Origin of the sequence: Mesorhizobium tamadayense, from assembly GCF_003863365.1 — a bacterium.
Taxonomy (GTDB): Bacteria; Pseudomonadota; Alphaproteobacteria; order Rhizobiales; family Rhizobiaceae; genus Mesorhizobium; species Mesorhizobium tamadayense.
Map to the genome: position 1 here is coordinate 1 of NZ_RQXT01000053.1, position 14,354 is coordinate 14,354.

At 59.9% G+C, this 14,354-nt stretch carries 10 protein-coding genes and 3 pseudogenes; 4 read left to right on the forward strand and 9 right to left on the reverse strand.

Features of this window, described 5'->3' with window-relative positions; all coding sequences use genetic code 11:
- On the forward strand, window positions 1-293 hold a 293-nt coding region (locus EH240_RS29955; protein ID WP_281035179.1), incomplete at its 5' end, for a group II intron maturase-specific domain-containing protein.
- A 252-nt stretch (window positions 294-545) separates the two neighbouring features.
- Here the strand turns inward: EH240_RS29955 and EH240_RS29960 are convergent.
- From EH240_RS29960 to EH240_RS29980, 5 genes and pseudogenes are all read right to left on the reverse strand, one after another.
- Window positions 546-1,881 (reverse strand): annotated as a pseudogene (locus EH240_RS29960) (ISNCY family transposase).
- Between the two features lie 296 nt (window positions 1,882-2,177).
- Window positions 2,178-3,341: an IS110 family RNA-guided transposase gene (locus tag EH240_RS29965; RefSeq protein WP_125005359.1), complete on the reverse strand. Its 1,164-nt coding sequence runs from the start codon at window positions 3,339-3,341 to the stop codon at window positions 2,178-2,180.
- Window positions 3,342-3,827: 486 nt separating this feature from the next.
- Window positions 3,828-5,303: an NAD-dependent succinate-semialdehyde dehydrogenase gene (locus EH240_RS29970; protein WP_125005361.1), complete on the reverse strand. Its 1,476-nt coding sequence runs from the start codon at window positions 5,301-5,303 to the stop codon at window positions 3,828-3,830.
- A gap of 449 nt (window positions 5,304-5,752) precedes the next feature.
- Window positions 5,753-7,144: a M16 family metallopeptidase gene (locus EH240_RS29975; protein WP_125005412.1), complete on the reverse strand. Its 1,392-nt coding sequence runs from the start codon at window positions 7,142-7,144 to the stop codon at window positions 5,753-5,755.
- A gap of 7 nt (window positions 7,145-7,151) precedes the next feature.
- Window positions 7,152-8,507 carry a M16 family metallopeptidase gene (locus tag EH240_RS29980; RefSeq protein ID WP_425374847.1) on the reverse strand — a complete coding sequence of 452 codons (1,356 nt, stop codon included), beginning with the start codon at window positions 8,505-8,507 and terminating at the stop codon, window positions 7,152-7,154.
- 1,299 nt (window positions 8,508-9,806) lie between these two features.
- Between EH240_RS29980 and EH240_RS29985 the strand changes: the two genes are divergently transcribed.
- Window positions 9,807-10,019, forward strand: coding sequence for a cold-shock protein (locus tag EH240_RS29985; protein ID WP_125005363.1), 213 nt, complete (start codon window positions 9,807-9,809; stop codon window positions 10,017-10,019).
- A gap of 221 nt (window positions 10,020-10,240) precedes the next feature.
- Here the strand turns inward: EH240_RS29985 and EH240_RS29990 are convergent, their stop codons facing one another.
- Entirely contained in the window at window positions 10,241-10,705 is a 465-nt protein-coding gene (locus EH240_RS29990) for a Ros/MucR family transcriptional regulator (RefSeq protein ID WP_125005365.1), read from the reverse strand.
- A 537-nt stretch (window positions 10,706-11,242) separates the two neighbouring features.
- Between EH240_RS29990 and EH240_RS29995 the strand changes: the two genes are divergently transcribed.
- A complete protein-coding gene (locus tag EH240_RS29995) occupies window positions 11,243-12,298 on the forward strand; it encodes a cytochrome-c peroxidase (protein WP_206075343.1) in 1,056 nt (351 codons plus the stop codon).
- A gap of 327 nt (window positions 12,299-12,625) precedes the next feature.
- Here EH240_RS29995 and EH240_RS40205 read toward each other — a convergent pair.
- A pseudogene (locus EH240_RS40205) lies at window positions 12,626-12,805 on the reverse strand (aminoglycoside phosphotransferase family protein); the annotation flags it as partial.
- Window positions 12,806-12,980: 175 nt separating this feature from the next.
- Between EH240_RS40205 and EH240_RS39330 the strand changes: the two are divergent.
- Window positions 12,981-13,110, forward strand: a pseudogene (locus EH240_RS39330) (integrase); the annotation flags it as partial.
- A gap of 26 nt (window positions 13,111-13,136) precedes the next feature.
- Here the strand turns inward: EH240_RS39330 and EH240_RS30010 are convergent.
- Entirely contained in the window at window positions 13,137-13,619 is a 483-nt protein-coding gene (locus EH240_RS30010; protein WP_125005371.1) for an RES family NAD+ phosphorylase, read from the reverse strand.
- Entirely contained in the window at window positions 13,616-14,047 is a 432-nt protein-coding gene (locus tag EH240_RS30015) for an antitoxin Xre-like helix-turn-helix domain-containing protein (protein WP_107652811.1), read from the reverse strand. Before EH240_RS30015 ends, EH240_RS30010 begins: the two co-directional genes overlap by 4 nt.
- Window positions 14,048-14,354 lie beyond the last annotated feature (307 nt).

Consider the following 14,354-nt stretch of genomic DNA (forward strand, 5'->3'; position numbering starts at 1 on the left):
TGATCAGGGACTTGCACATCCGCCGACAGACGCAGCTCTCGTTGAACGACATCGCCCGGCTGACCAATCCGCTCCTCAGGGGGTGGATCAGCTATTATGGACGGTATGCGCCAACGGGGCTGCAGCCCATGCTTCGCTACGTCAATCAGACGGTGCTTGCGTGGGCAAGGCGGAAGTTCAGGCGCTTTGGCAGGGGTAAGGTTCGGGCAAGTCGGTTCTTACAACGGATCGTCAAGCAGCGCACCGATCTCTTCGTGCACTGGCAACTCGGTCTGATCGGCACGTTTGCCTGATGGGAGCCGTGTGAGCTGAGAGGTTCACGCACGGTTCTGAGAGAGCGGAGGCGCGCGAGCGTCTCCGCTACTCGCCAACGTGGCATTTTCGCAGCGTTTACAGGAGCATGGCGTGGCTTTGAGGCGAGTTAGAGGGGCATCGGGCGGGATCAGAGGGCTACCCACTACAGGAAGTCTCTGCCAGCAAAATCAGCGCATGCGATGCCGGCCGGCGGCGGCCGGCTTGAGGCCACTGCACGCCCCTTCTCGGGATCAGGTTGGCTTGAGGCGCGTGAAGAGAACGAGGTTGTAGGCTACGATCGAGGACCAGACGTAGGTCTTGAAGTGATCAAGGCCGCGCCAAGTGCAGCGCGCCAGGCCGTAAGCGCGCTTCAGGCATGAGATGCCGGCCTCGATGCCAGCACGGAAGTTGCGCAGCTTGCGATAGACCCATTTGCTCCTGACCATGTCCTCGATCCTGAGGCCGGCTTTCTTGTGGAAGGCCATGTCGGAGACGCCCCAGGCTTTCGCTGTGGTCAGGTTCTGGCGCGTGGCGAAGCCGCCATCGGCCGCGGCTTGCCGCGGCGCTTGGCCGTAGAAGTCGATGTGACGTTCCAGCATCGGCAGCAAGCGGTCGCTGTCAGCCGGGTTGCCGGCTTCGATCACCAGATCGAGGATCATGCCGCTCCTGCCGGTGGTCATGTTGAGCTTGTGGCCGTACTCGGTGTTGCGGCTGCCTTTGACGATGATATCGGCATGCTCCTCGAACAGGCTGACCAGCTTCTCGGTCGCCGGCACCTGCTGCTCGCCGTCCAACACACGCCGCTGGCTCTGTCTGATGATGCGTTCGATCAGCGGCTGATGGTGACGAACCTGGAGTTGCCACACTGTGATGGCCGGTGTGGTCGCTATGGCCAATCGCTCGCTCGCCTGTTCCAGATACGCCAAGGTCGCGCGGGCGATTGCGATGAGCTCGCGGTAGAGTTGGATGCGATTGGGTCGACCGCGCGTGAACTGGATGTTGCGGGCACGCTTCTTCGCGGCGCGGCAATGGTCATGCCACTGTAAGCCGGCGCCGCCGATCAAGGCCTCGGCCTTCTTCAGCAGGCGCACCATGACGCGAACGGCATCCCAAAGCAGGCTGCTGTCGCTTGGCTCATGCATGAGTGCCGCAGTCACGGTGCTGTCCAGACAGCACGACAGCACCGTCTTCGAGCTTCGCCTGCCGAGATCCCGACAGCAGTATCCGATTTATCTGTTCCCATGTCTCGGACCGGATCGCGCTGATCGTCTTTTGCAGCACCGACTTCTGCGGGCTCCATGACCACGGCAGGCGGGCAAAGGCTCGAAACGAAGCGGAGTCCTCGAGATGGAATGCCAGCTCCTGGTAGCTCAGTTGCCGATACTGCTTCAGCAGCGCGCAACGCAGCACGGCTTCAGCCGGCAGGCCTCGCCGCCCAGTGGCCTTAACCTCGACCCGCACCAGATCGCCGGCCACCAAACCAAGCAGATCGCGATGCTCGTCCAGCCATCGCGACATCGCCTTCAGTTCGTGACCAATCTCGTGCGTGGCGAAAAGATCGAATATACTTATATGAGGAAGATCAATGCGGAACTGTCGTCAGGGTGACATTTTTGCTTTCCGTCGGTTGTTGCGGCATCCACGGTCTGAGCCCGATTGCAAGACGCGGCTCGTTGCCAAGCCAGATCCAACTTATATACGGTCGCTATCTGTTCGAGACAGCGGCACCAACATCCCGCTTGCGGCGGACAAGGGCTCAGGAGGACGAGGCCATTCTGGCTTACGGCATTTTAGAGCCATACATATTCTCGGCTCGTCCCACCTGGATCCGCCAGGACTGATCGGGTCCTGGAAGATTTGCAGAATTCAGTTCGGCTAACGCATCAGGCGGTCTTCATGACTGCACCCTCGATGACGACGCCGGCGCTGACGTATTTCCACAGCGCGACGAGCAGCTTGCGAGCGAGCGCCACAATCGTCGCCTTCTTGAGGCGGCCGCCGTTGTGTTTGACCCGGTCCTGGAACCACAAGGTGAGCGCCGATCGCGGTTGATGGCGCAGCCACAGCCAAGCCGTCTGGATCAGCGTGGTTCGCAGCCTTGGATTGCCGGCTTTCGATACCCCTTGGTCGTGATCGACCGAGCCGCTCTGCCAGGGTGACGGCGCGAGGCCCGCATAGGCGGCGACCTGTCGCCGGTTGTCGAAGTGACGCGACAGTCCCTCCGACCACAGGACAGCGGCAAACTCCGGCCCGATGCCCTTCAGGTCGAGCAGCATCGCCGGTGCCGGCGAGACAACCTGCGTGGCCGCGAGCATGGCATCGCGCTCGGTCTCGACCGCCTTGATCTGCTCGAGCAGCAGTTCGAGCCTGTCGAGTTCCCGGCCGACCTGCGCCTGCAGATGGGCCGGCAAGGGTCGGCCGTCGCCGGTCTTGAGCGCCTCCAATCTCTTCCGCCGGTCGCGGCGCAGCGGCTCGTAGCCGGATACGCCCTGGGCGAACAGCAGGCCTTTGACGCGATTGACGTGTCGCACGCGCTCGTTCGTCAAGGCCTTGCGCTCACGCGAGATGCGGCGACGGTCCTCTTCTTCGGGCGTCGGCACCCGGAGCATCGCACACACCCGCGGCTCGCCTCGCTTGTAGGCCAGCAACGCCCGGACCAGCGCCTCACCGTCGATCTTGTCGGTCTTGGCCCGGCGCCGCCGGCGCGAGGTTGCAATCGATGCCGGATCGACGACGTGGCTTTCGATTCCTTCGGCCTGCAGCACGCGATGGATCCAGAAGCCGTCGAGCCCGGCCTCCTGGATTGCGATGATCGGAAAGCAATGCCCGGTCCGCGCCTCTGCCTTCTTCTTAAGCTCGGCAAAGCGCGCCAACAGCCCGGCGATGTCGCCGGCCACCACCGAATGCTTCGACATCTTCTCGCCGCCGCCTGGCGACAGCGAGGTGATCAGCCATTTCGAGCGGCTCAATTCCAATGAGACGAAAATTGCGCCAAGATCGGTGCGGATAGCGGTCGGCGCTTTCGGTCGGTGAGCTGCAACGGGCATGCTTATCTCCAAGGGGTAAGGTGATAGTGTTTAAGCAACCGCACCTTGCCACAGCGCAGGTCGCTATCCACCCTCCTCATAGGATCTGGCTTGGACGGTGCGTTCTTGGCGCATTGTCGGCTCCGGCGGTGGCAGGCTTTGGAATCAGTGGTATGATCCAATCTACCTGAAACCGCCGGGCCTTGCTCACTTAAAGCTGCGATTCACTCAATAAAATCAACGCTTTGCCGTTTGTGGACGGAAACTAGTCTAGAGCTGATCTCGCCGTGGAATTTCTAAACAACCCAGAACAGACAAGTTCGGAGGGAGGACTTAGCCTCCGCTCACAACCGTCCGCCTCCGAGGTTAATCTCGAACCGATCCAGCCACCGGCCGAACATGCCAGCGCCTACTTGCAAATCGAGCCCGCCAACGAGCATCCATCAAGTAGCGATCTCGCGCTTCCGGCCAGCGGAGCGACTGCTTGTACTCGCGCAAGTGGATGCTTCAGATGCCGCCCATGCAGAGGTATTTCAGTTCGAGGTAGTCCTCGAGCCCGTGGCGGGAGCCCTCCCGCCCGATGCCGGACTGTTTTATCCCGCCGAAGGGCGCCGCTTCCGATGACATGCGTCCCGTGTTGATGCCGACCATGCCATATTCCAAAGCTTCGGCCACGCGCCAGACACGCTTCAGGTTCGAGGCATAGAAATAGGCGGCGAGGCCGTAGATCGTGTCGTTGGCCTCACGCACGATCTGATCCGCATCGTCGAAGCGAATAATCGGCGCCAATGGCCCGAATGTCTCCTCCCGCGCTACCGCCATCACGCTGGAAATTTCGGTGAGGACTGTTGGTTCGAAGAAGGTGCCATCCTTGCCGATACGTTCGGCCCCGCATCGAATTGTGCCACCTTTGGCAACGGCATCTGCGATGTGGGACTCGATCTTGCCCAGAGCATGCATGTCGATGAGCGGTCCGATGTCCACTCCGGGAGCGAAGCCGTCGCCAACCGATAAGTGCCGCACCCTCTCCACGAACTTCTTGACGAACTCATCGTGAACGCTCGATTGAACGTAAAGGCGGTTCGCTGAAACGCAAGTCTGGCCGGCGTTGCGGAACTTCGCCTGGATCGCTCCGTCAACCGCAGCGTCGATATTGGCGTCGTCGAACACAATGAAAGGGGCATTGCCGCCGAGTTCGAGGCTAACCTTCTTGATCTGGTCGGAGCACTGGCGCATGAGCAGCCGGCCAACCTCAGTCGAGCCTGTAAAGCTGATCTTTCGGACCTTGGGATTGGAGCAGAGTTCGCGTCCAACGCCATCACCTTCGGACGCATAGACCAGGTTGACGACGCCGTCGGGAAAGCCGGCCTGGTGCGCAAGGGCAAACATTGCACCTGCCACGAGCGGCGTCTGTTCAGCAGGTTTGAGCACGATCGCGCAGCCCGCCGCCAAGGCCGGCGAGATCTTGCGCGCCACCATCGACGCTGGGAAATTCCATGGCGTAATCGTGCCGACGACACCGATCGGCTGCTTGATCACCAGCATGCGACGGTCTGTCGACGGTGCGGGGATCGTCTCGCCATAGACGCGATTGGCTTCTTCGGCGTACCATTGCAGATACGCGGCCGCATGCGAAACTTCCGACTTGGCTTCGCCAAATGGCTTGCCCATTTCCGCGGTGAGTATGGCCGCCAGATCTCCGGCGTGGTCGACAACCAGCTGATGCCATCGCCACAGAACGTCGCTGCGTTCTCGGGCGGTCAGAGCCGCCCATCCAGGCTGCGCGACATAGGCCTTGTCGATCGCAGTGCGTGTCTCCTCCACGCCCATGTCGGGAAGTTCTGCCAGCACTTCGCCGCTCGACGGGTTGAGAACGTCAAATGTCGGCCCGTCAAACGACGTGCCGGGTGCCGGCAGGCGATCGATGGCTCCAAATAGGTCAGGGGATTTCAGGTGGCGGATCATCGGCAGGCACAGGGGCAATACCGGATTCCTCTTAAACACAGCGGATATGTCTGTCGGCAGTGCGTGGGTGTGTATTCCGCACCTGCGGGCTCCTCATAGGGCCTCGGCCTGACGTCTAGTAGACCACCCACCCAACTAAGGGGATTTTTGTCTCTCTAGTAGATGGCTCGCGGTTCTACGGCGAAGATTGAACAAGGGACATCGGCTTCGCCACCCGCACGCAGTTCATGCTGGCCCGCGCCTACAATCTGGGACCACGGTCGATGGCTGTCCACCCGAAGGGAGGCAGGCGTCAGGAGGAAGGGCTCCACAATTTGGCGGATCGGCCGACTGAACCGGCAAATGCCTCGCACGCTCGCGAAAACCGCTCCGTCATCCGAAAAAACCCACTGGCACCGAGCCGGACTTCGCTCCACACGCGAAAAGGTCTCACAAGGGAAGAAGGATGGCGAAATGAGCTTTTGGACTCATCCTTTGGCTCCCAGCGGCGGTCCGACCACCATAATTGCGGGCTCGCCCGAAAGAAGCTTCTTCGCTGCCGCCTTGACCTCATCGAGCGTCACCTGATCGATGAGACCGGCTCGGCGCTGGATGTAGTCGATGCCGAGATTGCTGGACTGCAGCCCGATAAGCGTGTCTGCAATCGAGGCGGAGGAATTTAGCTCGTTGATGGCAAAGGAGCCGATCAGATATTTCTTAGCCGCCGCGAGCTCGGCCGCCGTCGGTCCGTGCTCTGCCATCTGCTTGACGACATCCCGGATAAGGCTGAGCGTCTCGGCGGCGCGATCCGAGCGTGTCGCCGTTGCAACCAGCAGCGCCTGCGAATGCTCTTGGTCATCAAGATCGGAGCCGACGCCATAGGCGAGACCGCGCTTTTCGCGCACCTCATCGAACAGGCGGGAGGTAAAGGCCGAGCCGCCGAGAATATCGTTCATCAGCACCGCGGCGTAGAAGTCCGGCGCACTGCGCATCACACCAGGGTAAGCGAGCTGCAGCGAGGTCTGCGGCAGGTCGCAGTTCACCTCGACCTGCTGGCCGAGCTTCGGCATGACATCGGCAACTGGAGAGAGGGTCTGCTTCTCGCGCAAATCGCCGAATAGGTGGTCGAGTTTTTCACTCAGGCTCTTCGCATCAATGTCACCGACCGCGGCAACATGAAGCCCGTCGCGAGCGAAAGTGGCCTTATGGAACGCGCTGAGATCGGCCGGCGTGATGCTGGCGATGCTCTGTTTGGTCCCTTCTTCCGGCCTCGAATAGGGATGCGCGCCGTAGATCGCGCGCAGCCATTTGCGCTGAGCGAATGCCTCGGGGTCGCGCTCACTGGCGATGATGCCGGAGATGATCTGGCCGCGGATGCGGTCGATCGGCTCCTGGTCGAAGCGCGGTCTGTTGACCGCAAGCCGAAGCAGCTCAAACGCGGCGTCCTGCTGTTCGGAGAGCATGCGCATCGAGCCATAGATGCCGTCCCGTTGCGCCTCAAAGCTCATCTCGGCGCCGACCTCGTCAAGCTTCACCTGGAAGTCATCGCTGTCAAGACCGCCGGCACCCTCGTCGAACAGGGCAGCCATCATGTTGGCGAGCCCCTCCTTACCGATCGGGTCCTGCGTCGTGCCGCCGTCGAAAACGAAGCGGATGGTGATGATCGGCACCGTATGGTCTTCCACCAGCCAGGCGCTAGTGCCCTTTTCAGATTTCACCTCCTGGATATTCATCGCCGCGCGGGCACTGAGCCCCGGCAGGAGGAAGAGAATGGCGAGGAGGAGGATGGCCAGCGCGGGGACGAGGCGCGCGACGCTGCCTTCTGGCGCTGAAAGCAAAAAAGGTAGGCTTTTTGCAAAGGCGGCACGGTGTTGGATCATCGTCACATCAATTCTCCGTCTTGGGCAAGAGATAGCCGGTGGTCGAATGGTCGGACACGAGATAGCGCGCGGCAACCGCTTTGACCTGATCGGGCGTGACCTTGCGGATGCGGTCCGGCCACTCCTCGACATCTTTCACGCTGCCGCCGGTGGCAAGCGTCGAGCCATACATGTTGGCGAGGTAGTCCTGCTCGTCTTGGGCAAAGATCACTGTGCGGACATAGCGGTCTTTGGCCTGGTCCAGCTCCTCGCTGGTGACACCATCCGTGGCGATGTTGGCGACTTCGGCATCGACAGCGGCTTCTAGGTCGCGAAGCATTGCACCGCCGCGCAATGAGCCGTGGACGGTGAACTGGGTGTCATCCAGCCTATCCCCCTGAAACCAGGCGCTGGCGTCGGTGGCTATTCCCTGTTTCACCACCAACTGCTGGTACAGCCGGCTGCGGGTGCCGCCACCGAGAATCTCGGCCAGCAGCTCGAGCGCCTCGGCCTCGCCATGCTCGGCCGTCCGATAGGACGGCACCACCCAATGCGTCGAAAAGCTTGGCACCGACACGCGCGCGTCGGTGAGCGTCACCTGGCGCTGCGTGTTCTGCTCCGGCTCGACCGGCCGGACTCGCGGCAGCAACTCCGGTCCGCGCGGGAGCTTGCCATAGGTCTTCTCGGCCAGAGCCTTCACCGTCTTCGGCTCGACATCGCCGGCCACCACCAGTACGGCGTTGTTGGGGCTATAATGTTTGTTGTAAAATGCGACGGCGTCAGTGCGGTTCAACTGCTCCATCTCTTGCATCCAGCCGATGACCGGGATGCGGTAGGGATGGTTCTGCCAGAGTGTGGCGTCGGCCTCCTCATCCAGCACCGCCTGCGGGTTTGTCTCAATACGCCAACGGCGCTCCTCCAGGATCACGTCGCGCTCGGTCTTGATGACATCGTCGGCGAGGATCAGGTTGCGCATACGGTCGGCCTCGAAGCTCATCATCTGCTCCAACGCCGAGGGTGCCACTCTCTGGTAGAAGGCGGTATAGTCGTAAGAGGTGAAGGCATTGTGCGAGCCGCCGATCTCGGCCACCGCGCGGTTTAGCTCGCCGGCGGCGTGATTGGCCGTGGCCTTGAACATCAAATGCTCGAAGAAATGCGCGATGCCGGATTTCCCGATTGGCTCGTCGGCACTGCCGATCTTGTACCACACCATATGGGTGACGATCGGCGCGCGGTGATCGGGGACGACAACCACCTCCATGCCGTTGCTGAGCAAGAAATCCGTCACCTTGCCGTCGTCGGTGGCGGCCAGAACCGGAGCAGTCGTCGCGAACACCAAGGCGGACGCAATGAGCGCCCTGCACAGCCACTCAGACGGCATCATGGGCTCCGGTTGCGGTGGCCGAACGATCGGCACGGTTTGAGGCAAAGTGATTTGTTCTGCATTTTGAAGGCGCTGCGCGTCCGTCTCCTGATGTGGGAGAAAGCGGGCCGATAGGCAGCGCCGATCCACCTGAGCCGTCTCCATGTTGCCAGCCCTTGCTCGAGCCTCATCTTTGGATGAGTCCGGGACACGTATGGCGTTATTTTTTGGTGAGGTGATCATGGGACGGCTTCTCCTTGGTCCGCGACGCGTTTGCGGAGGACCGCGCAGGTACCGTGCCAAATGAGAAAACCGTTTCGGCAATGTGATTAATCCGACTCTGCTATGTTGCGTGCGACATTGTCGGACTTCAGACAGGGACGAATGCAACGCGCTCCGGATTGGGAAGATATCTTGCTCTACAAGAAAGACGATTGAGCGTTCTGCCGCGGCGGGGAATAGAATCGCCTCGAACTGGCCGCGGCACTGAGAGGGTTAATGGGGACGATGGCAGTCGCCATAGAACGCTGTCCTCGACAGGCAAGGCCAGGGTCGACGCGCGAGCAACGGAATCAGGCACCGCCGGTAGGAAAGAGCCGGCGGCCAGGCTATTCGCAGTGGAGGTTGCGGAGAGGGCGAGAGGAAGCTTGGCAGGCCGAGGTCGCTGCCTTGTTTGTTTTTTCAAAACGGCTAGGCGCTGTCTGCCGGCTTGGGTGCACGGCCCAGCGTCTCGCCGCCCCGAGATTTGCTCGGGAGGCATACACTTTGCCTCGCGATCCTGGATAGCTTTGGACAACTCTGACAACTGATCAAGCAAGCTGCCTAGGGCTGGGGAGGCGACGAAGTTTTTTGTGCACGCCATGCAAGCAGTTCTTGCGCTGTTTAGCCGACGAACAGATCGATGCTTTCTAACCGGCTAAGCTCAAGGCTATGATGGTGCTTCTATGGCAAACACCAGAGCATCAAATCAAGCGATAAGTAATCGATCGCTCGGGCGATTATTGTAACTCATAGTAGCCGCCGCGTCGAACTGATCCAGCAAAACGCGCGCCTTATCGATCGCATGTGCTCGCCGCATCGATTAACGCCTCGATCCTTTCGAACCAATCCAATGCCGAACTCCTTCAAAGGCCTCGCCAGGGGGCTATGCACTAGGTGGCTACGTGAACCATCCGGCCCTTGACCCACTGGCGCGAGCCGCCGCCGGCCGATCGAGCGGGCCCTTGTAATTTTTGTTTTTGCTGCGCCTAAAGTCTCGGCTATGGTTCGGGCTGGCCTAAAGGCCTGCTCACGCTGCAATTGTTACAAAGGAATACCCATATGGCGATCGGAACGGTGAAGTGGTTCAACAGCACCAAGGGATTTGGATTTATCCAGCCCGACAATGGGGGGCAGGATGTTTTCGTCCACATTTCCGCTGTCGAACGCGCGGGCCTTTCGACCCTCAATGAAGGTCAGAAGATCAGCTATGAGATCGAACAGGACCGCCGCACTGGCAAGTCATCCGCTGGCAGCCTCAGCAAAGCTGGTTGATCTTTTCGACTGCGTCCCGCAAGAGCGGACGGGCTGACCTGCTTGAAAACAGTGGGTGAAAACATGGCTCGATCGGAAGGTTGGCGCAGCAAATTGCTGCAAGCCGTCGCGAACGCTGTCTCCAAAGTAAGGCGGAGTTGGCCCCCCGCCTTTTCATATTCCCTACAGATCATGCCAATGGCAGCTGCCGCTCCAAACGAATGTCGACTACCGTACCGCAGTTAAGCTACGACCTTCTTGCGGCTCCGCTTCGCCGGCGCCGGCGTTTCCTGCTCCTTCGGTTTGCGGCCGAGCCCCATCGTCTTGGCCAAGGCCGAACGCGCTGCGGCGTAGTTCGGCGCGACCATGGGATAGTCCGCCGGCAGGCCCCATTTGGCCCGATACTCATCCGGCGTCAGCCCATAGTGTGTAGACAGATGGCGCTTTAGCGATTTGAATTGCTTTCCGTCCTCAAGGCAGATGATGTAGTCCGGCGTCACCGATTTCTTGATCGGGACGGCTGGCTTCAGGACCGCCCGATCTTCTGCGGAAACGGTTCCGGCCGTGCCTTTCAGAGCCGCGTGCACTTGGCCGATCAGAGCAGGGAGTTCCCCAACCGGAACCGGATTGTTGGAAACATAGGCTGATACAACATCGGCGGTGAGCTCGATGAGGGCGTCGATGTTTTTGTCGGCTTCTTCTGTCATGAAATTCTCCGGGCGGCTTGAAACATAGTCGGCGAAGCGTCGCTTCATAGTGGGGGTTGTCGATGAAGGCAACAATTGTTTCGACGGATTATTGCGTGCTCATCCAGCATCGCGGTCTATAACGCCGCATCCCACCGTCATGCACGTTGATCCCTTCGGTGTTGGGCTGTCCCGTAACTGGGTCGGCGTTTGCTTTGAATGTCGATCCTTTCCGTTTGAATTTTGCCAAACGAAAAAGCCGAAGGTGTTTGGCGCCGCTTAAGGCTTCTTGCGCCGTTCGAATACACGGCTTCGACCCTTCATAGTCTTCATGATGCTTTCCGCGTTGGCATTGTCATGGCGATCGTCGTCACGCTGCATGGAGCCAAATAGGCCGTCAGCGCGAGCAATTGCAAAGGCGCCGGCCAAGTGTTGGCCTCCACGGTTGGAACGATAAGGCTGGTGGCGGCTCCCGTCATTCGACCGTTGATCTAGCGCAGGGTGTTCACGAACCGGATGCCCATAATGGCTTGCGTGCACAACGCTCGGAGATCATTCATGAGAATGCTATTCACTATGATGGCTACCGCCTTGCCGGCAGCCACCGCTTTTGCTGCGGGCCCGATCCCCGCCGACCTCAGAGAAAAGGCGCTGGCCACCTTCAAGGCTTTGCCATCCACCACGCCAGCAGTGGCCAACAACCCGATCACACCGGAAAAGATCGCCCTCGGCAAGGCACTGTTCTTCGATCCGCGCATCTCAGCGTCAGGCGTTTTGTCGTGCAGCTCTTGTCACAACTTGGCCACCGGCGGCGACGACAATCTTGAAACCTCGATTGGCCATGGTTGGCAGAAGGGGCCGCGCAACGCGCCGACGGTGCTGAACGCTGTCTTCAACATCGCGCAGTTCTGGGATGGTCGCGCCGAAGACCTGAAGGCTCAGGCCAAGGGACCGGTCCAATCCGGTCTCGAAATGGCCAACACACCTGGTCAAGTCATCGCGACTCTCAAGTCGATGCCTATATATGCCGAGTGGTTCAATGCAGCTTTCCGGGGTGAGGCCGATCGCGTCACCTTCGACAACTTAGCCAAGGCTATTGAAGCCTTTGAGGCGACGCTGGTCACGCCGGCCCCCTTCGATGCTTTCCTCAATGGCGATGACGGCGCCATCACTTCCGAACAGAAACAGGGTTTGGCGCTTTTCATGGAGAAAGGCTGCTCGTCCTGCCATTCCGGTATTAACGTTGGTGGCGAGGGCTATTATTCATTCGGCCTCATTGAAAAGCCCAGCACCGACGTCCTGCCAGAAAACGACAAGGGCCGCTTTTCCGTCACCAATTCAGCCGATGATTCCTATGTTTTCCGTGCGGCGCCGCTGCGCAATGTAGCGCTCACCGCGCCATACTTTCATTCGGGCAAGGTTTGGGATCTGAAACAGGCCGTAGCCATCATGGGGACCACCCAGCTCGGCGAAGAATTGAAGGCACAAGAAGTCGACCTGCTTGTTGCCTTCCTTAACTCTCTGACCGGAGAGGTAGCTGAGGTCGTCTTGCCCATCTTACCCGCCGAAACGGCGACAACGCCTCGATCTGCGTTGCAGATCTTAGGGAAATAAATGGTCGGAGCTGGCTAAGGAAACTCGCAATGAAGAATGATTGCGACCATTCCCAGGATGGGACGATCGCGACTCTTTGAGAAGGCGATGCCTGGCATGATCCCAAAGTGCAGACAATGCTTCCGTCGCCAACTCGTTCCAACGGCATCATGTTCCATGTCTGGCCCGAATCAGGCCAAAGGCTTCGAAAAGTTGCAGGATTGGCGCAGATACTACAACGAGGTGCGTCCATATGAGGCGAAAGGGCACAAGGCCCCGATCGTCAGTCTCAGTCTGTGCCAAAGTCAACGGTGTTTCACCGCCCAGTTCCGCTAATTCCCTGCGCAGCTACCGGTTCGCTTTGCCAGGAATCTCCGTTGCAATGAGGCTTGCCGCGCCATCGTCTCCTTCCTGTGCCATCGCGACGAGTGACCGATCGGCGGTCGCGCGCTCGAGCAAGATGGCGTCATCGTTGTATTCCAAGACGCGAGCGTCACGGACTCCATCCCACCAAATCATGAGATCTGCGTCCGCCTTTTCCTACGGCACGGTCGCAACCTTCAGCATTGCCGACTCAGCGCCTCTGGAGACTGGGGCAAGGAGGCAGCAATGCGTAACGAGCGCTTGGGGTCAGCCCCCATCTGCGTAGACAAGCCGAAGCTCCGAGAGCGAACTCGAGCGTGCTCAGTGCACGAACGATGATGGTGTCACTAATTCGGCCGAGGTCGGTGTGCGCTATGTGCAAAAGCATCTCGGCCACGCCTCGGCCGAGATGACGCGGAAAATGCCAGCGCCGACATGACCGGTTCCGCGTCAATCTCACCAAGCCGTAGAGATTGCAGGCGAAAGAAAGCCCTCATCACGCGCCAAACAGCCGCCGATCCCAGTAGACGGGCTGGTGGAGACTTGTCTGGATCCTTGAAAACTCCGGATGCGCCGGATTGATCAGCACATTGCAATCGAGACGCGCCACGATACTCGGCACCAGCAGGATGACGCTGCGCCGTTCTAAACACCAGGTTTCGCCAAATCCCTTGCTCACCGTCGCCGGCATCGTGTCCCAGCCGGGCAGTGACGGCTGGGAAAAGACCTCGTAGCTCAGTCCACGCGGGATTGTGATTTCGATGTAATGCTGGTTGGGCGGCAGTCGCCCGCTGCCATGCACCAGCTTTTCCAACAGGGCCGTCGAATAGTGCTCGCTGGTGTAGATGATAGGACTTCCGGGCGTGTTCCATCGCCCTGGCGCGATTGTCGAGCCGGTCGCGTCGAAGATCGGGTAGGTGCCGGCCGGGTCGCCGATGCGAAAGGACAATAGCGTGCGATCGAGAGTCTGCGCCGTCACGCAGCGCTGCCGTACTTCAGACCTCCGAGGATATCGACCACCATTTCGGCGCCGAACTCGCTCAGGATAACGACGTCTATCGGTCGCTTGTCCTCAATCATCGGGTGCGGCCGAAACAAGAAATCGCGCGCCTCCTCTTCGTTCTGCCAGACATCGACAGCCAGGCCCCAGACACGCGCCACGCGGGCCAATCGCGTGCCCTCGTCCGATGAGAGGCGATGTACCGTCTTGCGCCGCTCATAGGTTGCCTTGGGGATCAGCCGGTATTTGAACTGAGCATCGCCAGGCGCTAGAAGATGCGCGACGCGCTCGAGCGCTCCGATGGGAAGTCCATTCTCGATCCGGGAGATCAGCCCGAAAGGCGACCGTGACGCCACCTCCTTAACGGGCAGCCCCAACACGTCGGCGACATTTCCGAACGCTAGCATGACACTCTCCAATTCATGTGAGGCGTCATATAGCCTCACATGATGCGGAATGCAAGCCCCTGCATCAGCGCGAACCAATCCGCCAGCGCATTACCCTGTCATCCTTACTGCCACGGGCGAGTGCAACGGTAGCAACACCCGAGTGACAACGATTATTTGTGACAAGGTGGCCTGCGGCCTAAATTTTGAGGTGATGCCATATGCAGTGGATCCGCAATGCTACGCGCTGGAGCAGATGCAGGGCTCTACCGGCCGAAGACGAAAGGACCTGACATCAACACCTTTGCCCGTCGCGAAGGTCCTGTAT

Coding starts and splice junctions, on each gene's coding strand:
- EH240_RS29980 (WP_425374847.1), bottom strand. CDS start 8,507: ATGATGCCGTCTGAGTGGCTGTGCAGGGCGCTCATTGCGTCCGCCTTG.
- EH240_RS30015 (WP_107652811.1), bottom strand. CDS start 14,047: ATGCTAGCGTTCGGAAATGTCGCCGACGTGTTGGGGCTGCCCGTTAAG.
- EH240_RS29975 (WP_125005412.1), bottom strand. CDS start 7,144: ATGATCCAACACCGTGCCGCCTTTGCAAAAAGCCTACCTTTTTTGCTT.
- EH240_RS29965 (WP_125005359.1), bottom strand. CDS start 3,341: ATGCCCGTTGCAGCTCACCGACCGAAAGCGCCGACCGCTATCCGCACC.
- EH240_RS29990 (WP_125005365.1), bottom strand. CDS start 10,705: ATGACAGAAGAAGCCGACAAAAACATCGACGCCCTCATCGAGCTCACC.
- EH240_RS29995 (WP_206075343.1), top strand. CDS start 11,243: ATGAGAATGCTATTCACTATGATGGCTACCGCCTTGCCGGCAGCCACC.
- EH240_RS29985 (WP_125005363.1), top strand. CDS start 9,807: ATGGCGATCGGAACGGTGAAGTGGTTCAACAGCACCAAGGGATTTGGA.